The 26,347-nt window shown below is 72.4% G+C and carries 25 protein-coding genes; 11 read left to right on the forward strand and 14 right to left on the reverse strand.

All coding sequences use genetic code 11. From position 1 onward, the window contains the following. Window positions 1–87: 87 nt before the first annotated feature. The gene (locus AC3ET3_RS20935; RefSeq protein ID WP_432134680.1) at window positions 88–1,860 is read right to left on the reverse strand and encodes an acetyl/propionyl/methylcrotonyl-CoA carboxylase subunit alpha; all 1,773 of its coding nucleotides are present in this window, start codon (window positions 1,858–1,860) and stop codon (window positions 88–90) included. A 376-nt stretch (window positions 1,861–2,236) separates the two neighbouring features. Between AC3ET3_RS20935 and AC3ET3_RS20940 the strand changes: the two genes are divergently transcribed. Beyond that, a complete protein-coding gene (locus AC3ET3_RS20940) occupies window positions 2,237–2,725 on the forward strand; it encodes a hypothetical protein (RefSeq protein WP_432134681.1) in 489 nt (162 codons plus the stop codon). Here AC3ET3_RS20940 and AC3ET3_RS20945 read toward each other — a convergent pair. From AC3ET3_RS20945 to AC3ET3_RS20960, 4 genes are all read right to left on the reverse strand, one after another. Continuing rightward, the gene (locus AC3ET3_RS20945; RefSeq protein ID WP_432157049.1) at window positions 2,694–3,314 is read right to left on the reverse strand and encodes a Maf family protein; all 621 of its coding nucleotides are present in this window, start codon (window positions 3,312–3,314) and stop codon (window positions 2,694–2,696) included. The genes AC3ET3_RS20940 and AC3ET3_RS20945 overlap by 32 nt on opposite strands. Window positions 3,315–3,346: 32 nt before the next feature. After that, a complete protein-coding gene (gene mmpB / locus AC3ET3_RS20950) occupies window positions 3,347–3,475 on the reverse strand; it encodes a morphogenic membrane protein MmpB (protein ID WP_432134683.1) in 129 nt (42 codons plus the stop codon). A 106-nt stretch (window positions 3,476–3,581) separates the two neighbouring features. Further along, complete coding sequence (locus AC3ET3_RS20955; protein WP_432134684.1) at window positions 3,582–3,791, reverse strand: acyl-CoA carboxylase epsilon subunit; 210 nt, start codon at window positions 3,789–3,791, stop codon at window positions 3,582–3,584. A 9-nt stretch (window positions 3,792–3,800) separates the two neighbouring features. Further along, window positions 3,801–5,393, reverse strand: a complete 1,593-nt coding sequence (locus AC3ET3_RS20960; protein WP_432134685.1) for an acyl-CoA carboxylase subunit beta — start codon at window positions 5,391–5,393, stop codon at window positions 3,801–3,803. Window positions 5,394–5,503: 110 nt separating this feature from the next. On the opposite strand from AC3ET3_RS20960, the gene AC3ET3_RS20965 reads away from it, so the two are divergent. Continuing rightward, entirely contained in the window at window positions 5,504–6,373 is an 870-nt protein-coding gene (locus AC3ET3_RS20965) for a biotin--[acetyl-CoA-carboxylase] ligase (protein ID WP_432157050.1), read from the forward strand. Between the two features lie 236 nt (window positions 6,374–6,609). Next, complete coding sequence (locus AC3ET3_RS20970; protein WP_432134687.1) at window positions 6,610–7,737, forward strand: adenylate/guanylate cyclase domain-containing protein; 1,128 nt, start codon at window positions 6,610–6,612, stop codon at window positions 7,735–7,737. A 61-nt stretch (window positions 7,738–7,798) separates the two neighbouring features. On the opposite strand, the gene AC3ET3_RS20975 is transcribed toward AC3ET3_RS20970, so the two are convergent. After that, window positions 7,799–8,506, reverse strand: a complete 708-nt coding sequence (locus AC3ET3_RS20975; RefSeq protein ID WP_435612633.1) for a hypothetical protein — start codon at window positions 8,504–8,506, stop codon at window positions 7,799–7,801. Window positions 8,507–8,755: 249 nt separating this feature from the next. Here AC3ET3_RS20975 and AC3ET3_RS20980 point away from each other — a divergent pair, with 249 nt between their 5' ends. From AC3ET3_RS20980 to hutH, 3 genes are all read left to right on the forward strand, one after another. Continuing rightward, complete coding sequence (locus AC3ET3_RS20980; protein WP_432134689.1) at window positions 8,756–9,565, forward strand: enoyl-CoA hydratase/isomerase family protein; 810 nt, start codon at window positions 8,756–8,758, stop codon at window positions 9,563–9,565. A 284-nt stretch (window positions 9,566–9,849) separates the two neighbouring features. After that, window positions 9,850–11,004: a GGDEF domain-containing protein gene (locus AC3ET3_RS20985; RefSeq protein ID WP_432134690.1), complete on the forward strand. Its 1,155-nt coding sequence runs from the start codon at window positions 9,850–9,852 to the stop codon at window positions 11,002–11,004. 64 nt (window positions 11,005–11,068) lie between these two features. Continuing rightward, entirely contained in the window at window positions 11,069–12,682 is a 1,614-nt protein-coding gene (gene hutH, locus AC3ET3_RS20990) for a histidine ammonia-lyase (RefSeq protein WP_432134844.1), read from the forward strand. 64 nt (window positions 12,683–12,746) lie between these two features. Here hutH and AC3ET3_RS20995 read toward each other — a convergent pair whose 3' ends face one another. Both AC3ET3_RS20995 and AC3ET3_RS21000 read right to left on the reverse strand, forming a co-directional pair. Continuing rightward, a complete protein-coding gene (locus tag AC3ET3_RS20995) occupies window positions 12,747–13,544 on the reverse strand; it encodes a hypothetical protein (RefSeq protein ID WP_432157052.1) in 798 nt (265 codons plus the stop codon). A 42-nt stretch (window positions 13,545–13,586) separates the two neighbouring features. Further along, on the reverse strand, window positions 13,587–13,913 hold the full coding sequence (locus tag AC3ET3_RS21000) for an LPXTG cell wall anchor domain-containing protein (protein WP_432157053.1): 327 nt from the start codon (window positions 13,911–13,913) through the stop codon (window positions 13,587–13,589). Between the two features lie 109 nt (window positions 13,914–14,022). Here AC3ET3_RS21000 and AC3ET3_RS21005 point away from each other — a divergent pair, with 109 nt between their 5' ends. Further along, window positions 14,023–14,403 carry a hypothetical protein gene (locus tag AC3ET3_RS21005; RefSeq protein WP_435612634.1) on the forward strand — a complete coding sequence of 127 codons (381 nt, stop codon included), beginning with the start codon at window positions 14,023–14,025 and terminating at the stop codon, window positions 14,401–14,403. Between the two features lie 206 nt (window positions 14,404–14,609). Further along, window positions 14,610–15,875 carry a L,D-transpeptidase gene (locus tag AC3ET3_RS21010; RefSeq protein WP_435612635.1) on the forward strand — a complete coding sequence of 422 codons (1,266 nt, stop codon included), beginning with the start codon at window positions 14,610–14,612 and terminating at the stop codon, window positions 15,873–15,875. An 89-nt stretch (window positions 15,876–15,964) separates the two neighbouring features. Here AC3ET3_RS21010 and AC3ET3_RS21015 read toward each other — a convergent pair whose 3' ends face one another. After that, the gene (locus AC3ET3_RS21015) at window positions 15,965–16,888 is read right to left on the reverse strand and encodes a helix-turn-helix domain-containing protein (RefSeq protein WP_432134695.1); all 924 of its coding nucleotides are present in this window, start codon (window positions 16,886–16,888) and stop codon (window positions 15,965–15,967) included. A gap of 170 nt (window positions 16,889–17,058) precedes the next feature. On the opposite strand from AC3ET3_RS21015, the gene AC3ET3_RS21020 reads away from it, so the two are divergent. Further along, window positions 17,059–18,099 carry an NAD(P)-dependent alcohol dehydrogenase gene (locus tag AC3ET3_RS21020; RefSeq protein WP_435612636.1) on the forward strand — a complete coding sequence of 347 codons (1,041 nt, stop codon included), beginning with the start codon at window positions 17,059–17,061 and terminating at the stop codon, window positions 18,097–18,099. A gap of 120 nt (window positions 18,100–18,219) precedes the next feature. Here the strand turns inward: AC3ET3_RS21020 and AC3ET3_RS21025 are convergent, their stop codons facing one another. After that, window positions 18,220–19,581, reverse strand: a complete 1,362-nt coding sequence (locus AC3ET3_RS21025) for an AfsR/SARP family transcriptional regulator (RefSeq protein WP_432134697.1) — start codon at window positions 19,579–19,581, stop codon at window positions 18,220–18,222. A gap of 101 nt (window positions 19,582–19,682) precedes the next feature. Here AC3ET3_RS21025 and AC3ET3_RS21030 point away from each other — a divergent pair, with 101 nt between their 5' ends. Continuing rightward, a complete protein-coding gene (locus tag AC3ET3_RS21030; protein ID WP_435612637.1) occupies window positions 19,683–20,603 on the forward strand; it encodes a macro domain-containing protein in 921 nt (306 codons plus the stop codon). Between the two features lie 138 nt (window positions 20,604–20,741). Here the strand turns inward: AC3ET3_RS21030 and AC3ET3_RS21035 are convergent, their stop codons facing one another. The 4 genes from AC3ET3_RS21035 to AC3ET3_RS21050 form a co-directional block, all read right to left on the reverse strand. Beyond that, entirely contained in the window at window positions 20,742–21,551 is an 810-nt protein-coding gene (locus AC3ET3_RS21035; RefSeq protein WP_435612638.1) for a TIR domain-containing protein, read from the reverse strand. After that, window positions 21,548–23,152 carry a hypothetical protein gene (locus AC3ET3_RS21040; protein ID WP_435612639.1) on the reverse strand — a complete coding sequence of 535 codons (1,605 nt, stop codon included), beginning with the start codon at window positions 23,150–23,152 and terminating at the stop codon, window positions 21,548–21,550. Before AC3ET3_RS21040 ends, AC3ET3_RS21035 begins: the two co-directional genes overlap by 4 nt. Window positions 23,153–23,173: 21 nt before the next feature. Then, complete coding sequence (locus AC3ET3_RS21045) at window positions 23,174–23,854, reverse strand: hypothetical protein (protein WP_432134701.1); 681 nt, start codon at window positions 23,852–23,854, stop codon at window positions 23,174–23,176. Window positions 23,855–24,021: 167 nt separating this feature from the next. Further along, window positions 24,022–24,462 (reverse strand): glutaredoxin domain-containing protein, encoded by a 441-nt coding sequence (locus AC3ET3_RS21050; RefSeq protein ID WP_432134702.1) that lies wholly within the window; start codon window positions 24,460–24,462, stop codon window positions 24,022–24,024. A 290-nt stretch (window positions 24,463–24,752) separates the two neighbouring features. Between AC3ET3_RS21050 and AC3ET3_RS21055 the strand changes: the two genes are divergently transcribed. After that, window positions 24,753–26,339 (forward strand): hypothetical protein, encoded by a 1,587-nt coding sequence (locus AC3ET3_RS21055; protein ID WP_432134703.1) that lies wholly within the window; start codon window positions 24,753–24,755, stop codon window positions 26,337–26,339. The last annotated feature ends 8 nt before the right edge of the window (window positions 26,340–26,347 follow it).

Here is a 26,347-nt window from a genome sequence, read left to right on the forward strand (position 1 = left end):
CGCCCCTGATGCGCGGTTCCCCGCGCCCCTATGCGCGGTTCCCCGCGCCCCTTGGGACGTGGGCACGGGGAACCTCGGGCGCGCAGGTCAGTCCTTGATCTCGCAGATCGCCGCGCCCGACGTGAGGGAGGCGCCGACCTCGGCCGACAGGCCCTTCACGGTGCCGGCCTTGTGGGCGTTCAGGGGCTGCTCCATCTTCATGGCCTCCAGGACGACGACCAGGTCGCCCTCCTTGACCTCCTGGCCCTCCTCCACGGCCACCTTGACGATGGTGCCCTGCATGGGGGACGTGAGGGTGTCACCGGACGCCACCGGCCCGGACTTCTTCGCCGCGCGACGCTTCGGCTTGGCGCCCGCGGCGAGGCCGGTACGGGCCAGGGTCATGCCCAGCGAGGCCGGGAGGGAGACCTCCAGGCGCTTGCCGCCGACCTCGACGACGACCGTCTCACGGCCCGCGTCCTCGTCCGCCTCGGCGTCGGCGGGGGCGGCGAAGGGCTTGATCTCGTTGACGAACTCGGTCTCGATCCAGCGGGTGAAGATCGTGAACGGGCCCTCCTTGCCGTGCACCTCGGGGGCGAACGCCGGGTCCGTCACGACCGCGCGGTGGAACGGGAGCGCGGTGGCCATGCCCTCGACCTGGAACTCCGCCAGGGCGCGGGCGGCGCGCTGCAGCGCCTGCTGCCGGGTGGCGCCGGTGACGATCAGCTTGGCCAGCAGGGAGTCCCAGGCCGGGCCGATCACGCTGCCGGACTCCACGCCCGCGTCCAGGCGGACGCCCGGACCCGACGGCGGGCTGAAGAGGGTCACGGTGCCGGGGGCGGGCAGGAAGCCCCGGCCCGGGTCCTCGCCGTTGATGCGGAACTCGAACGAGTGACCCCGGATGGCGGGGTCGCCGTAGCCCAGCTCCTCGCCGTCGGCGATGCGGAACATCTCGCGGACCAGGTCGATGCCGGTGACCTCCTCGGTGACCGGGTGCTCCACCTGGAGACGGGTGTTGACCTCCAGGAAGGAGATCGTGCCGTCGTTGCCGACGAGGAACTCGACGGTGCCCGCACCGACGTAGCCGGCCTCCTTGAGGATGGCCTTGGAGGCGCGGTACAGCTCGGCCATCTGCTCGTCGGACAGGAACGGCGCCGGGGCCTCCTCGACCAGCTTCTGGTGGCGGCGCTGCAGCGAGCAGTCGCGCGTCGAGACGACGACCACGTTGCCGTGCTGGTCGGCGAGGCACTGGGTCTCGACGTGGCGCGGCTTGTCGAGGTAGCGCTCGACGAAGCACTCGCCGCGGCCGAAGGCGGCGACCGCCTCGCGGACGGCCGAGTCGTACAGCTCCGGCACCTCGTCGAGGGTGCGGGCGACCTTCAGGCCGCGACCGCCGCCACCGAAGGCGGCCTTGATCGCGATCGGCAGGCCGTGCTCCTCGGCGAAGGCGACGACCTCGTCGGCGCCGGAGACCGGGTCGGGCGTGCCGGCCACCAGCGGGGCACCGGCCCGCTGGGCGATGTGCCGGGCGGCGACCTTGTCGCCGAGGTCCCGGATGGCCTGCGGCGGCGGGCCGATCCAGATCAGACCCGCGTCCAGGACCGCCTGCGCGAACTCGGCGTTCTCCGAGAGGAAGCCGTATCCCGGATGGACGGCGTCCGCACCGGACTCACGGGCGGCGTTGAGCACCTTCCCGATGTCGAGATAGCTGGTCGCCGGGGTGTCACCGCCCAGGGCGAACGCCTCATCCGCGGCGCGGACATGCAGAGCGTCCCGGTCCGGGTCGGCGTAGACGGCAACGCTCGCGATACCGGCATCCCGGCAGGCCCGGGCCACGCGGACAGCGATTTCGCCACGGTTGGCGATGAGCACCTTGCGCACGATTGAGGCTCCCTCCTTGAAACAAGCCGAGTTTAGGGACTGCCGACACGGCACCACGAGGCGTCCCCAAAGGTGAGCTTGCCCACACGGAGCGTGATGCGAGGCCCGCTCGACCCGTGAAATCCCTTGTAGCACGGCGGTGCGCGGGACTCCTCGGGGAAACCCTAGCCCCCCGATGTGGTCAAGGTCTCTGTGAGGGCGTGCTGCGGCCCACTCTGTTTCTTTGTGGAGTCCCTACGAACGGCCCAATGATTCTTTGCCCGCCGCAGGACTCTTGTCCCTGGGTTTACCCGTTAGTAGCGTTCGCGATGTCCCGAACGTACCGGGGGTGCTCGGACTACCGCTCGAAGAGCGATCGAAAGTGGGTGGGGACCGGATGCTGCGCAGGCCGGTGGCTTGGATCCTGGCGGTCGTCCTCCTCGCGGAGGCGTTCGGCATCGCGGCGGTCAACTGGATCCTGGGGGTCCTGGTGGACCGCCAGCACATGTCGCTGGCCGGCCTGGACCCCGATGTGATGGCCACCTCCTCGAAGGCCGGCGGGATCGTCTTCGGCCTGTACTTCGTGGTGTGCGCGGTGGTGGCCGCGGTGGTCGGCGCACGGGATCGCGCGCCGGCCGGCTTCGGGCGTGTCGTGCTCATCAGCGCGGCGGTCACCCACGGCCTGCTGGCCGCCTTCGCCTGGGGCCTGGTCGGCTGGCCGGCCTTCCTGTGCCTGGTGGCCGTGCTCGGGCTGATCGTGCTGCTGCTGATGACCTACGACGCCGACGGCGGGGACCCGGCCGGCACGGCGTCCTCGGACACCGTGCCCTCGGCAGGGGACGGCGGCGCCCCGGTCACGCCTCCGGCCGCGCCCACAACTCCGTGATGCCCACGCCCAGCTGCCCGAGCAGCCGGCGCACGAGCGGAAGACTGATGCCGATGACGTTGCCGTGGTCGCCGTCGATGCCGTCGATGAACGGCGCCGAGCGGCCGTCCAGGGTGAACGCGCCGGCGACGTGGAGAGGCTCGCCCGAGGCCACGTACGCGGCGATCTCGTCGTCGGTGGGCTCCCCGAAGTGGACCACCGTGGACGCCGTGGCCGAGGCGTAGCGCCCGCTCACGGTGTCGTACACGCAGTGGCCGGTCTGCAGGGTGCCGGCGCGGCCGCGCATCGCCTTCCAGCGGGCGGTCGCCTCCTCGGCGTCGGCGGGCTTGCCGAGGGCCTGGCCGTCCAGGTCGAGGACCGAGTCGCAGCCGATCACCAGCGCGCCCTTGATCTCCGGCTTGGCGGCCACCACGGAGGCCTTCGCCTCGGCGAGCGCGAGCGCCAGCTCGGCCGGGGACGGGGCGTGCACCGCGTCCTCGTCGACTCCGCTGACGATGACCTCCGGATCGAGCCCCGCCTGCCGGAGCAGACCGAGCCGGGCGGGGGAGGCGGAGGCGAGGACGAGGTGCCTGCGGCGCTGAGCGGTCATGCGATCAGGTTAGTCACCCGACGGTGCCGGGCTCACCTCAGGCCGGCGACGAGCATGGCCACGACCATGGCCAACGCGAGGAACGTGCCCAGCCTGCGCAGCATGTTCTGCATGTCGCGGAGCTCTTCGGGCGGTTCGTTCTCGGGGTCGGACCACAGCATGGGTCCAGGGTGCGGGGACCGGGCGGCCGGCGCCTGAGTACGTGTACTCAAAGTGCCGGTGCCCGCCGGCCGGTCGCGCCGTTCCCCGCGCCCCGGTATGCCGGGCTCAGCCCGGCCAGTAGGTGCGGGCCCACGTCCTCGGCCCCGGCTGCGGCAGCCGGTGTGCCGCGATGCGGGCCGGGTCGGACCAGGAGTCCCGTTCCGTGGGGGCGCCGGGCGGCACGGAGGCGGCCGCCGCGGCGCGGGCCCTGACCACCGCCAGGGCGGCGGCCAGCTCCTCGGGGGTCGGGTTGCCCCGTACGACCTTGATGGTCACAGCGGCTCCTTAGAGGGGGATGTTGCCGTGCTTCTTCGGAGGCAGGGATTCCCGCTTGGTGCGCAGCTGACGCAGGCCGCGCACGATGTGCCGGCGGGTGTCCGACGGCATCACCACGGCGTCGATGTAACCGCGCTCGGCCGCCGTGTACGGGTTGAGGAGGGCGTCCTCGTACTCCCGGATCAGGCGGGCGCGGGTGGCCTCGCCGTCTCCGGATTCCTCCGCTTCGGCGATGGTGCGGCGGTGCAGGATGTTGACGGCGCCCTGCGCGCCCATCACGGCGATCTGGGCGGTGGGCCAGGCGAGGTTGAGGTCGGCGCCCAGGTGCTTGGAGCCCATGACGTCGTAGGCGCCGCCGAAGGCCTTGCGGGTGATGAGCGTGATCAGTGGGACCGTGGCCTCGGCGTAGGCGTAGATCAGCTTGGCGCCGCGGCGGATGATGCCGTCGTGTTCCTGTCCGACGCCGGGCAGGAAGCCGGGGACGTCGACGAAGGTGATCACCGGGACGTTGAAGGCGTCGCAGGTCCGCACGAACCGCGCGGCCTTCTCGCTGGCGTGGATGTCCAGGCAGCCGGCGAACTGCAGGGGCTGGTTGGCGACGATGCCGACCGGGTGGCCCTCGACACGGCCGAAGCCGGTGAGGATGTTCGGCGCGAACAGCGGCTGCGTCTCGAAGAACTCGGCGTCGTCCAGGACGTGTTCGATCACCGTGTGCATGTCGTACGGCTGGTTCGCGCTGTCCGGCACCAGGGTGTCCAGCTCGCGGTCCTCGTCGGAGACGGCGAGGTCGGCCTCCTCGGGGAAGGCCGGCGGCTCCGAGAGGTTGTTCGACGGCAGGTAGCTCAGCAGCTGCTTGACGTACTCGATGGCGTCCTTCTCGTCGCCGGCCATGTGGTGGGCGACGCCGGAGTTGGTGTTGTGGGTGCGGGCGCCGCCCAGCTCCTCGAAGCCGACGTCCTCGCCGGTGACGGTCTTGATGACGTCCGGGCCGGTGATGAACATGTGCGAGGTCTGGTCGACCATGACCGTGAAGTCGGTGATGGCCGGCGAGTAGACCGCGCCGCCCGCGCACGGGCCGACGACCAGGCTGATCTGCGGGATCACGCCCGACGCGTGGGTGTTGCGGCGGAAGATCTCGCCGTACGCGCCGAGCGAGGCCACGCCCTCCTGGATGCGGGCGCCGCCGGAGTCGTTGATGCCGATGACCGGGCAGCCGGTCTTCAGGGCGAAGTCCATGACCTTGCAGATCTTCTGCCCGTACGTCTCGCCGAGGGCGCCGCCGAAGACGGTGAAGTCCTGGGAGAAGACCGCGACGGGGCGGCCGTCGACCGTGCCGTATCCGGTGACGACACCGTCGCCGTACGGACGGTTCTTCTCCAGGCCGAAGTTGGTGGAGCGGTGGCGGGCGAACTCGTCCAGCTCGACGAAGGAACCTTCGTCCAGCAGCAGGTCGATCCGCTCACGCGCCGTCAACTTGCCCTTGGCATGCTGCTTTTCCACGGCGCGGGCGGAGCCGGCGTGCGTCGCCTCCTCGATGCGGCGCTGGAGATCCGCGAGCTTCCCCGCGGTCGTGTGGATGTCGATCTCTTCCGGCTCGGACATCGGGATGCGGCTCCCTGCCTGCTCAAAAGGGGGGACGGTTACTCATCCGTAGAGTAGTGGCGGGTCAATGAGTCGGCGATGCGGCGTTTCCCACACCTAATCTGGCTTGCATGACGCCGCGAGATACAGCAGACACGAACAGCGACGGCCCGTGGTCCGACCTGGACCGGCCGCCCCTCAACGCCCCGGCGCTGCGCCGGGGACTGGTCCGGGAGGGCGGCCTGTGGACCGGCGTGGAACTGGTCCGCGCCACCGGCTCCACCAACAGCGACCTGGTCGGCCTCGCCGCCGCCGGGAAGGCCGCCGAGGGCACGGTCCTGGTCGCCGAGGAGCAGACGGCGGGCCGGGGGCGCCTGGACCGCCGGTGGACGGCCCCGCCGCGTTCGGGCCTGTTCTTCTCGGTACTGCTGCGTCCGGCGGAGGTGCCCGTCGACCGGTGGGGGTGGCTGCCCCTGCTGACCGGCGTGGCGGTGGCGACGGGGCTGTCCCGGGCGGCCGGCGTGGACACCGCGCTGAAGTGGCCGAACGACCTGCTGGTCACCGTCGGCGGCGAGGAGCGCAAGGCCGGCGGCATCCTCGCGGAGCGGGCCGGCGACGACGGTGTGGTCATCGGGGTGGGCGTCAACGTCTCCCTGCGCGCCGAGGAACTGCCCGTGCCGCAGGCCGGGTCGCTGGCGCTGGCCGGCGCGGTGAGCACGGACCGGGATCCGCTGCTGCGGGCGGTGCTGCGGTCGCTGGAGGAGTGGTACGGGCGCTGGCGCTCGGCGGAGGGCGACGCGGGCGTCTGCGGCCTTCAGGAGACCTACGTCGCCGGGTGCGCCACGCTGGGGCGCGTGGTGCGGGCCGAGCTGCCCGGGGACCGCTCCGTGGTCGGCGAGGCGGTGGCCGTGGACGGGGACGGACGCCTGGTGATCGTGAACGAGGCGGGGGTACGGGAGGCCGTCGGGGCCGGGGACATCGTGCACCTGCGGTCGGCGTGACGGGTCGCGCCCGGGGGTGCGGGGACCCGCGCGACCGGCCACCGGCGGCCCGCCCCCCCCGGAAACGGGCCGTGCTCCCCGCACTCCCCGCGCTCCCCGCACACCGCCCGCGACCACCGAGTAACCCCCGGTCAGCTCACTCCCCGGCCCCACCCGACGGAGTGAGCTGGCGCACACCTGCCGTAGAGTTGAGGCCGGTCGGTACCCGACCGCGGTAGATCGGAAGGGCAGCAGGCGTGACCGTCGACGACACGGGCTCCGGCGCGGACGCAAGCGGCCGAGTGGACCCCCACGTCACTGACACCGGCGAGGATCCGCTCGCCCTGCGCCTCGAACAGCTCATCCTGGGCGCCGAGCGCCGCTACACCCCGTTCCAGGCGGCCCGCAGCGCCGGTGTCTCCATGGAACTGGCCTCCCGCTTCTGGCGGGCCATGGGTTTCGCGGACATCGGCCAGGCGAAGGCCCTGACCGAGGCCGACGTGCTCGCGCTGCGCCGCCTGGCCGGTCTGGTCGAGGCGGGCCTGCTCAGCGAGGCGATGGCGGTGCAGGTGGCCCGGTCCACCGGCCAGACCACCGCCCGTCTGGCCGAATGGCAGATCGACTCTTTCCTGGAGGGGCTGACCGAGCCGCCCGAGCCCGGCATGACCCGCACCGAGGTGACGTATCCGATCGTCGAGCTGTTGCTGCCGGAGCTGGAGGAGTTCCTGGTCTACGTCTGGCGCCGCCAGCTCGCCGCCTCGGCCGGCCGGGTCGTGCAGACCGGCGACGACGAGGAGATGGTCGACCGCCGTCTGGCCGTCGGCTTCGCCGACCTCGTCGGGTTCACCAGGCTGACCCGGCGCATGGAGGAGGAGGAGCTCGGCGAGCTGGTCGAGGCGTTCGAGACCACCGCCGCCGACCTGGTGGCCGCACACGGCGGCCGGCTGATCAAGACCCTGGGCGACGAGGTGCTCTACGCGGCCGACGACGCGGGCATCGCCGCGGAGATCGGGCTGCGGCTCATCGAGACGATGGCCAACGACGAGACCATGCCGGAGCTGCGCGTCGGCATGGCGTTCGGCACGGTCACCACCCGGATGGGCGATGTCTTCGGCACCACGGTGAACCTCGCCTCCCGCCTCACCTCGATAGCCCCCCGCGACGCCGTGCTGGTCGACAGCGCCTTCGCCGAGGAGCTGACCCGCACCGGCGAGGCCCCCGCCTCCGAGGCGGAGGCGGCCGAGGCGGCGGCCGCCGCGGAGAAGGAGGGCGAGGACCCGCCGGCCTACCGCTTCGCGCTGCAGCCGATGTGGCAGCGCCCGGTGCGTGGCCTGGGTGTGGTCGAGCCCTGGCTGCTGAACCGCCGCGACGGCGACGCCGGCTGACTCCACCGCGCTCCGCGGGGTGCGCCGCCCGGCCGTTGCCGGGCCGCGCCGTGCGCCGGGGTCACGGCAGGTCGACGCACAGCCCGATGGCCGGCACGCACAGGCCGGGCATGCTCGGCTCCGGGGCGGGCGACGTCGTGCCGGTGCCGGTGCCGGTGCCGGTGCCCGAGCCGGGGGCGGAGGTGGAGGTGGCCGGAGCGGCGGTGTCCGCGCTCCCGCCGGACGCGTCGGGCGGACTCGTGGCGCCGGAGTCCGCCGAGCCGCGCGGGGCGCCGTCGTCCGGTGCCACCCCCGGGGCCTCCGACGCGACCGGCACCGATTCGCGTCCCGGCGTCCTCGGCGCCGACGGTGTCGCGGCGGCGCCCGCAGCGCCCGTCGGGGACGTGGCCGCGGGGCTGGGGGGCGCGTGCTTCGGCACGGCCGGGGCGGTCGCGGCGGTGTGGGTCGCGCGTTCGGTTCCGGTGGCCGCGCCCTGGTCCGGGTACGACGGGCCGGCCTCGGCGGTGCCGAGGCCGCCGACCCCCGAGTGCGGAGTCAGCCGTACGAGGCTCAGCACCCCGGCCGCCACGACGAGACCGCCGGCCGCGAGAAGCAGCTTGCGGGGCCGGGGGCGGCGGTGCCGGCCGCGCGGACCCCACAGCCGTGCGGCACCGGGGCCGGCGAGGGCCGGCTCCGCCGGGGTCCGGCCTCCGGTGCGGCCGGAAGTGTCCGGGTGGCGGTCGGTGCCGCTCACCGTGCTCGTCGCCGTGCTGGTCGGCGTGTTCGTCATCGTGTTGCCTCCCCGATGCGTTCGCGCCCCCGATACGCCGTGGCGGACGCACGTTATGCGCTCCCCCGGGCGAGGAGCCCGGAGTGCGCAGAAATGTTCACTCGAACGGGTAGTCGGGCGGCGTTCCGGGAACTTCCGGACCAATCGTCTGCTCTGCGGCCGGTGGGCCCGGCTCCTTCCCCCGGGCGGGGCCGGGCTGCGATGATCGGGCCCGTCGAAGTTGTTAACCCGCGTTAACCGGAGGGTGTCTTGAGCGAGGAGCGGTTCGGGGAGTTCGTCCTGGTGCGGCGGCACGGTGACGGGGACGTCGGACATGTGGCGGAGCTGGCCCTCGACCGGCCGAAGGCCATGAACGCCGTGTCGAGCGAGATGGCCCGGTCGATCGCGGCCGCCTGTGCCGCGCTGGGCGCGGACCGCGACGTCCGGGTCGTCGTGCTGACCTCCACCCACGAGCGGGCGTTCTGCGTGGGCGCCGACCTCAAGGAGCGGAACTCCTTCAGCGACGCGGAGCTGGTGCGGCAGCGGCCGGTGGCCCGTGCCGCGTATACCGGGGTGCTGGAGCTGCCGGTGCCGACGGTGGCGGCGGTGCACGGGTACGCGCTGGGCGGCGGTTTCGAGCTGGCGCTGTCCTGCGACGTGATCGTCGCTGACCCCACGGCCGTGGTGGGGCTCCCGGAGGTCTCGGTGGGCGTCATCCCGGGCGGCGGGGGTACGCAGCTGCTGCCCCGGCGGGTCGGGGCCGCGCGCGCCGCCGAGCTGATCTTCTCGGCGCGGCGGGTCGAGGCGGCGGAGGCCCGGGAGCTGGGGCTCGTCGACGTTCTGACCGGTGCGGGGCAGGACCGGGCGGAGGCGCTGGCGATGGCGGCACGGATGGCCGGGAACTCGCCGGTCGGACTGCGCGCCGCCAAGCGGGCCCTGCGCCTGGGCCAGGGGCTGGACCTGCGGGCCGGCCTGGAGGTCGAGGACGCGGCCTGGCGTTCCGTCGCGTTCTCCGGGGACCGCGCGGAGGGTGTCGCCGCCTTCAACGAGAAGCGGAAGCCTGTCTGGCCGGGAGAGTAGGTCCGCGAGCGCAGGTCCGGGGAGCGGGGCCGGAGGTGCGGGGCCGGAGGTGCGGGGCCGGAGGTGCGGGGCCGGAGGGGCGGGGCCGGAGGGGCAGGGTCGGGGGGCAGGGCCGGGTGGTGAGCGGGGCGGGGCGAGGCGGGGGGAGTGGGCCGGGGGAGCGGGTGATCCACCGCCCGGCCGGCCGTGTCGCCCCGCCGCCGAGGGCGCGCGAACGGCCGGACTCTCCCCCGTGCGCCACACCCACCGTCCCTTTTCGGCCTGAATATCCCTAGCCTGGATGAATGGGTGAGGACAGACGCCTCGCGGCCGTGGTCGCGCTGGCGCAAGGGATGGCGGCGGCGCACACCCCCCGGGAGTCCTGGCGCGCGGCGGCGCTCGGCGCCTGCCGTGCGCTGGCCGGGAGCTTCGCGGCGCTGTCCGTGTGGGAGCGCGACCTGGGCTGTCTGCGTGTTCTGGTCAACGTGGGCGACCGTGCCCCCGACGAGGCGGAGTTCCCGGAGAACGAGGCCTACCCCGTCCACCGCTTCCCGGAGATCACCGAGTTCCTGCACGAGCGCTGGGCGGCCGGCGGCGAGCCGAACGCCTGGGTGGAGACCGCCGACGGCCCGGATCCGGCCGCCGGGGACCCCGGGTTCTGCCACCAGCGGGTGGCGGCGCTGCGCCGCCGCAACCGGGGGTCGTGCGTGGTCGCCCCGGTCGTGCTGCACGGCCGGGCCTGGGGCGAGCTGTATGTCGCCCGCTCCACCGGCGCTCCCGTCTTCGACCGCGCCGACGCGGACTTCGCCACCGTCCTCGCCTCGGTCGTCGCCGCCGGCCTCGCGCAGACCGAGCGGCTGGAGGAGGCCCGCCGGCTGGCCTTCACCGACTCCCTCACCGGCCTGGCCAACCGCCGCGCGGTCGACTCCCGGCTGGACGAGGCGGTGGACCGGCACCGCCGGGAGGGCGCCGTGGTCAGCCTGGTCGTCTGCGACCTGAACGGGCTCAAGCGGGTCAACGACACCCTCGGGCACGCCGTCGGCGACCGGCTGCTGGAGCGCTTCGGGTCGGTGCTGTCGCTGTGCGGCGCGATGCTGCCCGGCGCGCTGGCCGCCCGCCTCGGCGGCGACGAGTTCTGCCTGCTGGCCGTCGGCCCGCCCGCCGACGACGTCGTGAAGGTGGCCGACGAGCTGTGCCGCCGCGCCGCCGAACTGGCCCTCGGCGAGGGGGTGGCCTGCGGGGTCGCGTCGACCGGCGACCCCGTCGGCCCCGTGGGCTCGGCCCGCCGGCTGTTCCGGCTCGCCGACGCCGCGCAGTACCGCGCCAAGGCCGAGCGTTCGGCCCGGCCGGTGGTGGCCGGGCGTGAGGGCCCCGAGGACCCGGTCGTACGCCTGGCGGACGCGGAGCCCTCCGAGGAGGACGGCGCGGTGGAGCGCCGGCGGTTCCGGGGGCGGCGGTAAGGGGCGCTCCAGTACCCCACTAGTGACATCTTGGAATTCACTGCGTACGCTCCTGAATATGGATATGCACACTGTGGTGGACGGCGACGGCGCGAAGCGCGGCCCTGACAAGGTGGTGCTGGGTGACGGGCGGGCGTACGGGGTCACCGCCGCCGACGTCCTCGCCGTGGCGCGCGGCGGCGCCCGGGTCGAGCTCTCCGCCGAGGCCGTGGCCGCCCTCGCCGCGGCCCGCGAGATCGTCGACGCCCTGGCGGCCAAGCCCGATCCCGTCTACGGCGTCTCCACCGGTTTCGGCGCCCTCGCCACCCGGCACATCAGCCAGGAACTCCGCACCCAGCTGCAGCGCAACATCGTCCGCTCGCACGCCGCCGGCATGGGCCCGCGCGTCGAGCGCGAGGTCGTACGGGCCCTGATGTTCCTGCGCCTGAAGACCGTCTGCTCGGGGCACACCGGTGTCCGTCCCGAGGTGGCGCGGACCATGGCCGACATCCTCAACGCCGGGATCACCCCCGTCGTCCACGAGTACGGCTCGCTCGGCTGCTCCGGTGACCTCGCGCCGCTGTCCCACTGCGCGCTGACGCTGATGGGCGAGGGCGAGGCCGAGGGCCCCGACGGCGTCGTACGGCCCGCCGCCGAACTGCTCGCCGAGCACGGCATCGCCCCCGTGGAACTGCGTGAGAAGGAGGGCCTCGCCCTCCTCAACGGCACCGACGGCATGCTCGGCATGCTGGTCATGGCCCTCGCCGACCTGGACACCCTCTACAAGTCCGCCGACATCACCGCCGCCCTGTCGCTGGAGGCGCTGCTCGGCACGGACAAGGTCCTCGCGCCCGAGCTGCACGCCATCCGCCCCCACCCCGGGCAGGGCGACGCCGCCGCCAACATGCTCGCCGTGCTGAAGGGCTCCGGTCTCACCGGGCACCACCAGGACGACGCCCCCCGCGTCCAGGACGCCTACTCGGTGCGCTGTGCCCCGCAGGTCGCCGGCGCGGGCCGGGACACCATGGCCCACGCGAGGCTCGTCGCCGAGCGCGAGCTGGCCGCGGCCGTCGACAACCCCGTCGTGCTGCCCGGGGACGGCTCCGACGGCTTCGCCGGGGGAGGGCGCGTGGAGTCCAACGGCAACTTCCACGGCGCCCCGGTCGCCTACGTCCTCGACTTCCTCGCCATCGCCGCCGCAGACCTGGCCTCCATCGCCGAGCGCCGCACCGACCGGCTGCTCGACAAGAACCGCAGCCACGGACTCCCGCCGTTCCTCGCGGACGACGCCGGCGTGGACTCGGGGCTGATGATCGCCCAGTACACGCAGGCGGCGCTGGTCAGCGAGTTGAAGAGGCTCGCCGTCCCCGCCTCCGCGGACTCGATCCCGTCCTCCGCCATGCAGGAGGACCACGTCTCCATGGGCTGGTCGGCCGCGCGCAAGCTGCGCACCGCCGTCGACAACCTCACCCGGGTGATCGCCGTCGAGCTGTACGCCGCCACCCGCGCCGTCGAGCTGCGGGAGGGGCTGACCCCGGCCCCGGCCACCCGCGCGGTCATCGACGCGGCCCGCGAGGCCGGCGTCGGGGGCCCCGGCCCGGACCGCTTCCTCGCCCCCGACCTGGCGGCGGCCGACGCCTTCGTGCGCGACGGCCGGCTGGTCGCCGCCGCCGAGACGGTCACCGGCCCGCTGCGCTGACCGGCGCCGCGACGCCGAGGAGCCCCGCCGTGGTCCACACGGCGGGGCTCCTCGGGTCAGCGGGTCACTTCAGCCTGGCGAGCTGCGCCTGCACCACCGCGGCCGGGACCTCGGCGGCCTTGCCGCCGGTCAGCGCGGTGAAGTCCGCCGTGTAGAAGGTGGCGATGGTGTTGCCCTTGCGCACCACCTGGGTGTGGAAGGTGGCGGTGCCGTCACCGTCCATGTCGACGTCCTCGGCGAACCCCACCGACTCGTCGCCGCCGGCGGCGCCCTCGATCTCGGCGACCTTGGTGACCTTCGAGTTCTCCCCGTCGGCGGTGACGCCGTACCCGCCGGAGCAGGCCTTGACGCCGTCCGACACCGCCTTCATGGCCTTCTCGGCGCCGTCGCCCTCGTAGGACGACAGGCCGACGAAGGTGATGTTGATCTTGAAGGCGTTCTCGATGTCCGCTTCGCTGACGTCCTCCAGGGACGTCGGCGCGCCGGAGGGCTTCTTGTCCTCCGTCAGGGAGTTGCTCGCGTTCGCGCCGGTGTCGCCCGGCGCGAGGCCGCCGGTGGCCCAGGCGAGCGGGTCGCAGGCGGGCTTGTCGGTCTTCACGTCCTTCTTGGACTTCGGCAGCAGGTCGTCACCCGAGTCGACCTTGTACCCGCTGACCGCGCCCTGCGCGAGCAGGAGCTTCTCCAGCTCCGCCGACGTCAGCGCCTTCGCCGCCGGTGCCGAGGAGGAGGCGGAACTCCCGGTGTCCTTGGCGCCGTCCTCGGCGTCGTCGGACGATCCGCCCGAGCATCCCGTGATGAGCGCGAGCGACAGCGCGCCCACAGCGGCCGTGGCGCACAGCCGCGCCCCCGTTGATCTGTTCATGCGATGACTATGAAGATTCCGTCAAGGGGGCGTCAAGTCAGTTCAAAAACCCAGGCGTTCCCGGCGAACGGAATACACCACGAATCCCGCCCCCAGGGCGAGCAGAGTCGTCCCGCCCACCACGTACGGGGTGGTGTCGAAGCTTCCGGTGTCGGCGAGGAGGGTGCCGTCACCGGCCCCGCCGCTCTCCCGGACGCCGGTGGAGGTGGGGCGCGCCTGGGTGGTGACCAGGCTCGTGACCTGCGTGTTCGTGGCGGAGGTGGGGGTGGTGGCGTCCTGGGTCGCGTTGGCCGAGGGGACGAACCACAGGGCGCACAGCAGCGTCCCCGCGGCGGTGGCGGTCAGCAGTGGACGGCGAGCGGATGACACGGAAGATCGATCCCCTTGTGGCGCTGGCGAATTGGCCGTGTCCGCAGATGTTAGTGAAAGTCGCGGGTCACGGGAAAGTCACGGGGGCGAAGAGCTTTACGCTCCCGGCATGAGCACTGAAGAGACATCGCGTTTTGTGCGGCTTCGGGTGGAACTGGTCCTCGAAGTCGAGGACGCGAACGCCCTCACCGAGGCCGCCCTGCGGCGCATCGCCGAGGACGCCGAGGAGACCGGTGACTCCGGTGACATCCGGAACGCGGGGACGGCGGACGACGAGCGCGGGCAGGCCGAGAGCACTGTGACGGAGGACACCGCCGAGGCGCTGGCGTATCTCGTCGATCCCTTCGACCTGGTCAGCGAGGTCCCGGGGGTGGAACTCCAGCAGGCGTCCTGGTCGAGCGAGCGGATCGAGTACGACCCGGATTCGCCGGACTGGGATCTCGACGAGGATGATGTCGACGAAGACGACACCGAGGGCGGCACCGGTTGACCGGTCGTGGTCAATTCGTGACCCCGGACGGCAACCGCCGTCCGGGGTCACGTCGTCTCATACGACGCAACCACCGACCACCGCACCCGCCGCCCCCGTGACGGACGTGGTGTGCCCCACACATGCGCGCTATGTGGAACGGGAGAAACCGGTCGTAGCGTTGAAGACCTTGACGGGGACTCTCGGGGTATCGGGAATCGGCAGTGATGGAGAAGCGTGTGATTGCGAACAGTAAGCGGCGCAAGGGTCTGATGGCCGCGTCCGCACTGCTCGGCGGTGTGCTGGTGCTCTCCGCTTGTTCCGGCGGCGACGACAACGCCTCGGGCAGCGGTGGCAACGACACCTCGCAGGCCAAGGTCGACGAGGCGGCGGCCGAGAAGACCTCCGAGGCGCAGATCAAGATCACGCCCGCGGACGGCTCCAACAACGCCTCCATCAACAACTCCGCCTCGGTCACGGTGGCCAAGGGCACGCTCACCCAGGTCACCATGACCACCGCGGACGGCACCGCCGTCGCCGGCGAGATGTCCGCCGACAAGACCAGCTGGAAGCCCAGTGTCCAGCTGGAGCGCTCGACCACCTACAAGCTGGCCGCCACCGCGAAGGACGCCGACGGCCGCGAGGCCCACGAGAACGCCTCCTTCACCACGGTGTCCCCGGCCAACAGCTTCATAGGCAACTTCACCCCCGAGGCCGGCTCCACGGTCGGCGTCGGCATGCCGGTGTCGATCAGCTTCAACAAGTCGATCACCAACAAGGCCGCCGTCCAGAAGGGCATCACGGTCACCAGCAGCAGCGGCCAGGAGGTCGCCTGCCACTGGTTCAACAGCACCCGCATGGACTGCCGCCCGGAGAAGTACTGGCAGGAGAACTCCACCGTCACCCTGAAGCTGACGCTCGACGGCGTCGAGGGCGCCGACGGGGTCTACGGCGTCCAGCAGAAGACGGTCACCTTCAACGTCGGCCGCAACCAGATCAGCTACGTCGACGCGAAGACCAAGCAGATGAAGGTCACGCAGGACGGCAAGGTCGTCAAGACCATCCCGATCTCGGCCGGTTCGCCCGACAACAAGACCTACGAAGGCATCATGGTGATGTCGCAGAAGTTCAAGGAGACGCGCATGAACGGCGCGACCGTGGGCTTCACCGACGACGACGGCAAGGGCGAGTACGACATCAAGGACGTGCCGCACGCCATCCGCCTCACCACCTCCGGCACCTTCATCCACGGCAACTACTGGGGCGCCAAGTCCGTCTTCGGCAACGTCAACACCAGCCACGGCTGTGTGGGCCTGTCCGACACCAAGGGCGCCAACGACAAGGGCACCCCGGGCTACTGGTTCTTCACCAACTCCATGGTCGGCGACGTGGTGGTCGTGGCCAACACCGGCGACAAGACCGTCGCCCCCGACAACGGCCTGAACGGCTGGAACATGGACTGGGCCACCTGGAAGGCGGGCTCGGCCCTCTGACGGCCACCACCGCACACCCACCGGTCGATGCCGCCCCTCGGGGCGGCATCGTCATGTCGGGCCGAGCCCCGCCCCCGCCGGACCGGGCCTCAGGCGGACGGTGTCCGGCTGCCCGCCCGCGTCGCGTCGGTGCCCCAGCTCGCCAGGAGCCGCAGCGCCTCCGCCGAGGGCGTGCCCGGCTCCGCGTGGTAGACGATCATCGACCGCTCCCCGTCGTCGGCGAGCCGGAGACCCTCGAAGTGCAGGGTCAGCTCGCCGACCAGGGGATGGCGCAGCCGCTTCGTCCCGTGGGTCTGCTCCTTGACGTCATGCGTCGCCCAGAGCCGGCGGAACTCCTCGCTCTTCACGGACAGTTCGCCGATCAGCGCGGCCAGCCGCGGGTCGTCCGGGCAGTAGCCGGCGTTCATCCGCAGCAGGCACACGATGTCGATCGCCTTCTGCTCCCACTCGACGAACAGCTCGCGGTACTCGGGCCGCAGGAACACCAGCCGCGCCCAGTTCCGCTCGGCGGCCGGCAGCTCGCCCCAGTCACCGAAGAGCGCCGCCGCCATCCGGTTCCACGCGAGGATGTCCCCGCGCGGCCCGATGATGTACGCCGGCACCGAGTCCATCGTGTCCAGCAGGTGCCGCAACGACACCCGGAGCTGGGGGCCGCGCGCCGCCGCCCGCTTCTTGTGCTGCTTCGGCTTCGCCAGATGCGTGAGGTGGGCGTGCTCGGCGTCGGTCAGCCGCAGCGCCCGGGCGATGGCGTCCAGCACCTCCGCCGACACGTTGCGCCCGTTGCCCTGCTCCAGCCGCGTGTAGTACGCCACCGACACCCCGGCCAGCTGCGCCAGCTCCTCGCGCCGCAGCCCCGGCACCCGGCGGTGCCGCCCGAACACCGGCAGCCCCACGTCCTCCGGCTTCAGCCGGGCCCGCCGGGTGCGCAGGAACTCGCTCAGCTCCGCGCGCCGGTCCAGCGCCCGTCCGGCCCCTGCGGCAGGCCCCTGTACGTCCTCGGGCTGTTCGTCCATACGTCGAGTATTCCTGGTCGTACGCGCACGATCCTGTCCCCGCCGGTGGTAGGCACCGCAGACGTACGAACGACGGAGGCCTGGGTGGGCGCCGGCCGGACCGGCAGTCTGGACACCGCGCCCGGCCGGAAGGCAGGCCGGGGCTCCCGAAGTGCTAGGAGACACCCGGCATGACCACTGTGCCCGCATACGCCGCACCCGCCGCCAAGGCCCCGCTGGAGCGCACCACCATCGAGCGCCGTGCCGTCGGCGAGCACGACGTCCTCATCGAGATCAAGTTCGCCGGAATCTGCCACTCCGACATCCACCAGGTCCGCGAGGGCTGGGGACAGGCGATCTTCCCGATGGTGCCCGGTCACGAGATCGCGGGCATCGTGACCGAGGCCGGCCCCGGCGTCACCCGGTACGCGGTCGGCGACCGGGTCGGCGTCGGCTGCTTCGTCGACTCCTGCCGCGCGTGCGAGTACTGCGAGCAGGGCCTGGAGCAGTACTGCCTCAAGGGCGGCACCGCCACCTACAACGGCCTCGACAAGAACGGCGAGCCGACCTACGGCGGCTACTCCACGCACCTCGTCGTCGACGAGAACTACGCCGTCCGCATCCCCGACGGCCTCTCGCTGGACGAGGCCGCGCCGCTGCTGTGCGCCGGCATCACCACGTACTCCCCGCTGCGCCACTGGAACGCGGGCCCCGGCAAGAAGGTCGCCGTGGTCGGCATGGGCGGCCTCGGCCACATGGGCGTCAAGATCGCGCACGCACTGGGCGCGGAGGTCACCGTCCTGTCCCAGTCGCTGCGCAAGAAGGACGACGGCCTGAAGCTGGGCGCCGACCACTACTACGCCACCAACGCCCCCGCGACCTTCCAGGACCTGGCCGGCACCTTCGACCTCATCCTCTCCACGGTCTCCGCCCCGCTCGACTTCGGCGCCTACCTCTCGCTGCTGAAGACGGACGGCGCCCTGGTGAACGTCGGCGCCCCCGAGGAGCCCGTCTCCCTCAACCTGTTCTCCCTCATCGGCGGCCGCAAGACCCTCGCCGGCTCCATGATCGGCAGCATCGCCGAGACCCAGGAGATGCTCGACTTCTGCGCCACGCACGGCTTCGGCGCCGAGATCGAGGTGATCCGCGCCGACCAGATCAACGAGGCGTACGAGCGCGTGCTGAACAGCGACGTGCGCTACCGCTTCGTGATCGACACGTCGACGATCTGACCGTCCGGCCACCGCGGCGCCCGCCCAGCCGGTTCCCGGAAGCACTCGGGAAGCGCTCCGGAAGCACGCGGTGGCTGTCCGCGGAAGCGGCCCCGGATCTTTGCTGGGGGAGTGACCGGATCAGCTCGCGCCGAGCGGCGGGGGCGTCAGCCCCTGCTCGTCCACGCCGCGCAGGAACGCCTCGACGACCGTGAGTTCGGTCCGTGCGAGCTCGTCGTCGCGCAGCACGATCCGCAGCTCGGGGGAGACGGCGGGGTCCTGGCGCAGACTCCGGGCGAAGGTCTCCACGACCAGCAGCAGCAACTGCGTGTGGTCGAGCTCGACGATCCGGGCCAGGCCCGCGCCGATCAACGGCACCGCCACCGGCTTGAACATGCCGTGCAGGGCGACCGACGGCCACAGGCGCTCCAGGCTCAGCCGCAGGTCCGCCGGCGCGGAACGGGCCCGCAGGTCGTTGCCGAGCCGGGAGTAGGCGAGGGCGAAGACGCGGCGGCCGCCGACCGGCACCGCCACCGACGTGCCGATCGGGTAGCGGGTGCGCCGGCCGCGCGGCTTCGCCCGGGGGCTCTCCGTGGCCAGCGGTGCGACACCCTTCAGCCCGCGGCGCACCCGCTCGTCGAGAAGCCGGTGCCGCCCCTCGAAGAGTCGGTCGACCAGCTGGCCCTGCACGCTCTCCCGGCTGATCACCACGTCGTCGGCGAACGTGTCGAAGGTGTCCGAGAACCCCACCACCAGGTTGGCGTCCTCGTGGTCGAACAGGTCGCCGCGCACCACGACCACGTCCACCCGCAGACCGCGCAGGGTGTGCCGGAGCAACTCGTCCCCGTGCCGCTCGCGCAGCCGGGCGCCGAGCCGGGCCAGGGTGGCGGCCGCCTCGGCGTCCTCCGGCCGCTCCCGCACCGCCTGCTCGGCCACCGGGAGCGCGAGGTCGTAGCGGCCCAGCACGGTGTGCGCGGCGATCAGCTCGCGCAGCGCCGTCTCGCGCAGCCGGGTCAGCCGCCGTACCGCACCGCTCGCGAAGTCCTCGTCCTGCGCCTCGGCCAGCGGCCGGCCGCGCCAGAGCCGCTCCGCGCCGGTGAGCAGCCGGACGGCCGAGGCCGGGGCCGCGTGCAGCGCGTCGCTCACCAGCCGGGTGAACTCGGCGCTGTCCAGCTCCTCCACGGCCAGGTCGAGCCGGTAGGTGCTCTCGGCCCCGCGCGCGGTCGGCAACTGCCCCGTGCGCACGATCCGGGCCCCGCATCCCGGCCCGGCCAGGTCGAAGGCGCGCCGCAGCTCCAGAACGCGTTTCTGCACCTCGTTGCGGCCGCGCAGCTCCTGACGCGGCACGTCCACGGTGTGCCCCCAGACGTCCCGGTACAGCCGGCGGGCCGTCACGGCCTCGCCCTCGGCGGCCACCAGCCGGACCAGCAGGCGCGCCGTCAGCGGGGTCAGCCGTACCGGCACGCCGTTCACGTCGAGCCGGACCGGGCCCAGGACGCTCACGCGTACACCTGGTGCGTGAGTCTGCACGCGCCCCGCCCCCTTTGCCGCGTGACACACCCTCAGCAGTGTCGTCAGCGTACCAAGGTGCCCTGGAGGCAATCATGCGATGGACCGGACCGCTTCCCGCGATCCGTCTCGCGCGGCCACGGCCGCGGCTGCCCGGATCGCGGCGCGGACGGCGGGCCTTCGCGGCCCAGGCGCTGGTCGCGTTCGGCGGTGTCTCGGCCGTCCTGCAGTTCGTCGGCCTGTTGTTCCCGGAGGCCGTCTCACGCCCCGCTCCGGTGCTGGCCGGCTCCCTGGCCCTCTGCCTGGCCTGGGGGCTGGCCCGCACCCGGCCGCAGGCCGCCGTACGGCAGGACTTCGCACGGCCCGGTATGACGGTGGTGGTCGAGGAGGGCGACCTCTTCGACCAGCCCGGCCATCTCGTGGTGGGTTTCACCGACACCTTCGACACCGTCGTCGGCGACGGCTCCGTCATCAACGACGCCAGCGTCCAGGGCCAGTTGCTCGCCCGCCGCTACGCCGGCGACGTCCGGCGGCTGGACGCGGAACTGACCGCCGCCCTGCGCGGCGTGGCTCCGCGGGTGTCGGAGAGCGCGCGGGACAAGCCGCGCGGCAAGCGCGAACGGTACCCGCTCGGCACCGTCGCCGTCCTCGGGACCCGGCCGCGGCTGGTGTTCGCCGTCGCCTACAGCCGGATGGGCAACGACTGCGTCGCCTCCTCCGGGGTGCAGGACCTGTGGATCGGCCTGGAGCGGCTGTGGGACGCCGTGCGCCGGCACGGCCAGCTGGAACGGGTCACCATGCCGCTGACCGGCGCCGGGCTCGCCCGCCTGCACGACCTCGACGAGAACAGTCTGCTGCGGCTGATCCTGCTGTCGTTCGTCGTCCACTCCTGGGAACGGGTGGTCTGCCGCGAGCTGCGCGTGGTCGTACGGCCCGGCGAGCTGGGACGGATCGACCTCCCGGAGGCGGGCGCGTTCCTGTCCGGCCTGGCGGCGGGCGCCCGGCGCCACGTCTGACGCCGGGAGGTGCGGCGCCGCGTGACGGTACCCGGCGTCCGACCCCCCGGGGGACGCCGTCCGGTACGCGCCACGCGGCGCCGAGCGGCACGGGCCCGTCCCCCGGGCCTGAGCGGCCACCGGGCCCGTGCCGCGGCTTCAGGTGGCCGGCGACTCCACACGCCCGGTGCGGCCGTACGCCGACAGATGGCGGTAGGGGAAGGTGTGGCGCCAGTCGGAGCCGGTGTCGTTGACTTTGCACCCCGCCAGCTTCAGCCGCTCGACGATCTTGCCGAGGGCGGTTTCCGAACCGTCGAAGCGGATGAAGTTCATGCCCCCGATGTCGGAGATCGGACGCATCTCGCCCATCTGCACCAGCAGAGTGCGCTCCGGGTAGGCCATCAGCGCCATGCCCAGCTCGATCAGCACGTTCGGGCGTGGCTGACCGGTCGGCTCGGTCTCGGACGACGGCTCGTTCGCCCCCCGCAGCTGCGGGTGCAGCTGGACGATGTCGTCCGGTGTGAGCAGCACCAGGGCGGCCTGCGCCTGCGAAGGGGCCCTGGTGACCACCTCGCCGAGGTACGGAGCCGTCCGCCCCGTGGCCTTGATCAGGTCCTCCCAGTCCAGCGGATGCAGATCGAGCAGCCGCAGCAGGTCGAACATCTTCAGCCGGGCCTCCTCGTCCCGCCCGTGGACGACGAAGACGTTGCGGCTGCGGTCCGCGGGAGCCTCGGAGCCCTCCTCCTCGCGCCGCCGGCCCGTCTCACGGTCGTCTCCCCGGTCCTCACGGGCCGGCCGGGAACCTCCAGGCGGGCCGGCGTAGTAGTTCTGCGTGCCCGAGTTGGTGCGGTTGCCGTTGCCGGTGACGAAGTTGTTGTTGCGGCCGAAGTCGTTGTCCTTGCCGTAGTCGCTGCGGTTGCCCGGCGTGTCGTCCATGAAGTCGTCCCAGTCGTCCATGAAATCCGTCATGAGGACGCGGCCCCCTTGCCGCCGTCGGACTTCGGGGCCGCGTGCTGCGTGCCCGAGTTGACGTTGTTCCTGTCGCCCTTGACGAAGTTGTTGTGGTGTCCGTAGTCGTTGAGGATGTTCGTCTGGCGGGCCTCGTGCTCCGCCAGGTCCACGTTGTGCTCGTGCAGGAAGTCACGCACGATCTGCAGCAGTTGGCGCTCCACGATCTGTGTGTACTTGATGGTGTCCGTCTCCTGGAAGAACTCGTGGTAGTGGGGGCTGACCGCCATCTCCCTGATGCTGAGCAGCGCCCCGCGGTTCGGCGCGTGGGCCGCGTAGCGGCCGAGGCGGAACTCACTGGTGTCGGGCGCGGCCGCCTCGATCACCAGTGCGTCCCAGCGCCGCTCCCGCAGGCCCGGCAACCGGCTCAGAACGGCCCGCGCCGCGGTCTGCGGCGCGCCCAGCAGCGTGTCCCACCCGACGCGGAGCAGCAGCCCGGCGTCCAGACCGGCGGGCAGCCGGTCCACCAGGTGGAAGTTCTCCCGGATCGGCCTCAGCACGTACGAGTAGAACTCGGTGTGCAGGCTGTTCCCCTTCAGGTCGAAGCCCACGAACGCCGTGGTGACCAGCTCCTGGTTCCACGACCCCACCCGGACGCACAGGTAGACGCGTCCCGAGCCGTAGGTGTCCTGCCAGCGGCCCGCGCCCTCCGGGAGCGTGCCGGGGTGCGTGGAGACGGACGCGGTGAAGGTGGACCGCTCGACCGCCAGCCCGTCGATCCGCTTCCCCTCGGGCTGACGGTCCCGCAGGTCCGCGGTCATCCGGTCGCCGACGTACGCCGTGATCTCCCTGACGGTGAAGGGGATGACCTCCTTGCGCTTCGGCTCCCGATCGGCCGGGCCGGACTTCCCTGACTCGCCGGACTTCCCTGACTCGCCGGACTCGCCGGACTCGCCGGACGAGCCGGCGGCGTGCCGACGGCGGTCGAACACGGTGCGCGGGGCTCCGATCAGCAACTCGGCGGTGGACCAGCGGCGCACCTGCTCGCCCGCGCCGACGAACGGCCGGTAGCCGCCGTAGTGGATCACACTGCCGTCCGACGTCTGCTCCCGGTCGATCTTGGCGGCCAGCTCGGGCGTCAGCTCCGGGTGTTCCGGACAGGAGCCGTCGAACCCGGCGGGCCCGCCCGCCCCGACGGTCCGGGGCCGCAGACGGCTGATCAGGGTCTGCAGGGTGACGACCCGGCGCAGATACGCCGTCACCCACACCAGCCACAGCACCAGCAGCGTCCCGGTGAACCCGCTCAGGACGTCCAGCCCCATCAGGACGACCGTGACGCCGAACCCGATGCCGAGGACGGCCCGCTGCATCTTGTGCAGCCGGCGCGCCGCGAGGGCGTGGGCCAGCACGGGAACGGCGTCGTACCCGTACGACGGTGCCACCACCCGGAACCGGTGGGTCAGCAGCTCACGGATCACCGTCGCCCGGTACGCCGTGTCGAGGTAGGTGCCCGCGCACAGCAGGCGGGTGGCGTCGCTGGTGGAGTCCGGCACGGTGGGCCCGGCGGCCGGCCGGGGCCGTTCCGGCGGCTGGGCGGGAAGGGAAATCGTCTCGCTCGACATGTCTTCGTCGCTCCGCTCTGCTCAGCCGGTGGGGGACATCGAGGCCTCGGTGATGACCCCGTCCGCGACGGTGTAGTAGCCGCTGTACGACTTCCGCGTGCCGTCCGTCTGGACGGCGACCAGGTCGACCGGAACCCTGCCGGCGACCGTCAGTCCGAGGGTGACCTCGTCGCGCGCGGTGTCGCTGAAGCCCGACACGAACGACGCGTAGGAGGAGTCGAGGTTCTTGCCGCCGAGATCCCAGGCGGTCCGGTAGTCGCGGGCGTTGATGGCCTCGAAGTAGCGGCTGACGGTGGCGGCGGGGGAGCCGGCGTCCTCACTGCTCCCCGGGTCCGGCGTGCCCACCGTACCGAGGACGCTCCCCGTGCCCTCCGCGCTCGGTGCGGTCTCCCCGCCCTGCGCGTCCAGCGTGCCGAACGGGTCCGGGAACAGGCTGGTGGCCTCGGGAGTGGGCAGGGAGGGCGCCGTCTCGTACGTCGGGGAGGTGTCCGGTGGGGCCGAGTAGCTGTCCGGTGGCCGGTAGAAGTAGCCGCCGGGCCGGTCCGAGCCGCTCGCGCCCGATGCGCCGTCGTCCGAACCCAGTTGGGGAACGACGCCGATCAGCACGAGCAGCAGCAGAGGAACACCGGCGATGAGGAGCGTGTGTGTCCGTTCCTGGCCGGCGGCGGGTAACAGGCTCGGCGGCTCGTGGGTGTGTCTCATGAATCCTCGCAACTCCCGGCGATCGCCGGGTTCTCGCTCGTCCAGCCGGTGTGGCGAGAGCCACTCTGCCGCGACGGGCGATGGCCGAGAACCGCTTTCCCGCTTCCGATGCGCTTCCGATCCGGGTCCGGTATGAGACACCCGGCCGCGGGCGCGCGCCTACGCGGTCACGAGGGACGGGAGATCTGCCGGCGGACCCACGCGGGGTCCGGATTGACGTGGGGCCGGCCGTCCACGAGCACGGTCGGCACCGTCTCGTCGCCGTCGGCGGCCTCCCTCACCATGGCCGCGCCGGACGGGTCCCGCCAGATGTCCACCCAGTGCGCCCGGCGGGCGTCACGCCCCAGGCGCAGGCGCAGCCGGAGGCAGTACGGGCAGCCCGGGCGCCAGAGGACGACCGGCCGGCCGTCGAGCGCGCTGCGCCGCCGCGCCTCCGCCGCGCCGACCGACCTGGGGAAGACCAGCGGCGAGTGCATGCCCGCGAGCACCAGGAACACCAGCAGCACCACCACGGCCGGGCCGGGGGACCCGTCGAGGACCATGCCGGTCGCGAGGGCCGCTCCGCCGAGCACCAGCAGCGACGGGAGGAGCAGCCGGCCGCGCGTCATGAGGGCACCCGGGCCGGCAGGGCCCCGGGGGGCGCCGGGACCGGCGGGAACGGGCGGCCCGCCCGCGGTACCCCGTCGGGCGCGGCCGCCGGTGCGTCGCCCGACTGCCCCGCCGGGTTTGCCCGGCCCACCACCTTTGGTGACAGTCGAATCACTGAAAGCAACCCTGTGTAGACCTCGGGACTGTGCCTCACGGTGCCATCCTCCCGCAGGCGTGGGCACGGAACCGATCCGGAGGGAAAACCGTGGGCCGTACAGCGCCGAGAGTCGGGTGTTCGCTGACGTGCGTCTTGCTCGTCGCCATGGCCGGGTGCGGCCGGCAGAGTGCGGGAGGCGGTCCCGACGGGCCCGGCGACTCCTTCACCTCGGGGCTGGTCGCGGACCTGCGCGCGAGCGGCTTCCAGGTCGCCTCCGGCTACCCGAAGCTGTACACCGAGCAGGACTGCGAGAACTACACCTACCCGAAGCTGAAGAACTGCTACGCGAACAACCCCGCCGCCCCGTACGTGCTGCCCGTCGTCAAGACCTGGCCCGGGGAGTACGTCGACCCCGCGGCGGTGAACGCCTTCGGCAAGACGCGGCCTGGACACACCGCCACCTACCGGCTCGGCGAGCGCGACGCTCTCGTGATGTACGGCAAGATGCCGCCCCCCGGCCGCTACATGGGACTGCAGACCTTCGAGTTCAGCCAGCACGGGCACTGGAAGACCAGCGACTACCTCAAGTGGCAGAGCACCGTCGACGTCCCCATGCACTACCTGTTCGACACGATCCCGCCCGGCGACCGGGGCTCGCAGCGGACCCAGAGCGTGTCCGCCCTCGGGGACATCGTGAACAACGTCGTCATGGAGCGGCAGTCCGGCTACTCCTTCGAGAAGAACCGGTACTTCATCGTCACCCCGAGCGCCGCCACCGACCGTGCCGTCCGCCGGACCCTGCAGGCCCAGGGCGTACCCGCCGACGACATCTTCACCGAGCAGATCCCCGACCGGGACACCTACGGCCCGATCGGACCGCTGGGCATGGGCAAGGACGCCATCGACTTCCTGACCGCGTTCCGCTACGCCCTCCCCGACGCCGGCCAGGAACAGGCCGCGGCCCGGTGGCGGCAGGATCCCCCGCTGACGGTGATGCGAGTGCGGGCCCCCGCCTCGACCGGTCCCGTCCAGCGCTACGGACCGCTCACCTTCGCCCCGCGCACGGCCGACAGCGAAGCAGCCCTGGCGGGCGACCTGCGGAACCTGGTGAGCGCGGTGTGCGAGCGCGTCCGCGGCACGACCCGCCTGCGGACCCAGGACTGCACCCAGCCCCCGCCGGCCTCCGCCCGGATGCTCGACCCGGTGGAGACGTACGGGTGGACCGGACCGTACTGCCGCGAGATCAACATGGACTGCCTCGGCGACCAGCAGGACGCGGCCTACTTCCTGAGCCAGCAACCGCTGCCGCTCGACTCCGGCCAGGTCTACGCGGTGATCGACACCCTGGCCACCGAGACCGGCAACGCCACCTACAGCGCCCTGTCCGTCAACAACGCCGCGATCCTGGCGGGCGTGGCCAACGTGCTGGACAGCGACCTCAAGGGGTCCGCCGACGCCTACGCCAAGACGGTCCGCAACACCGACAAGATGTTCGTCCACTACTTCACCCGGGACTGCGCGGTGCTCAGCGGCGTCCCCGGGGGACCGGAGAACTGCACCGACATCACCACGCAGATGCTGCCGCCGCACAACGACCCCACGGCGGAGGGCGACCCCGCCCTGCGCGGCCAGCTCGTGCTCGGACTGCGCGACTACATCAAGCCGGGAACCGAACGCGGCCCGCTGTCCACCGAACTGCTGGCTCCGACGGTCCTCGGCTTCACCCAGCCGGGGAAGTAGCCGGCCCC

This window comes from Streptomyces sp. bgisy159 (assembly GCF_057707805.1).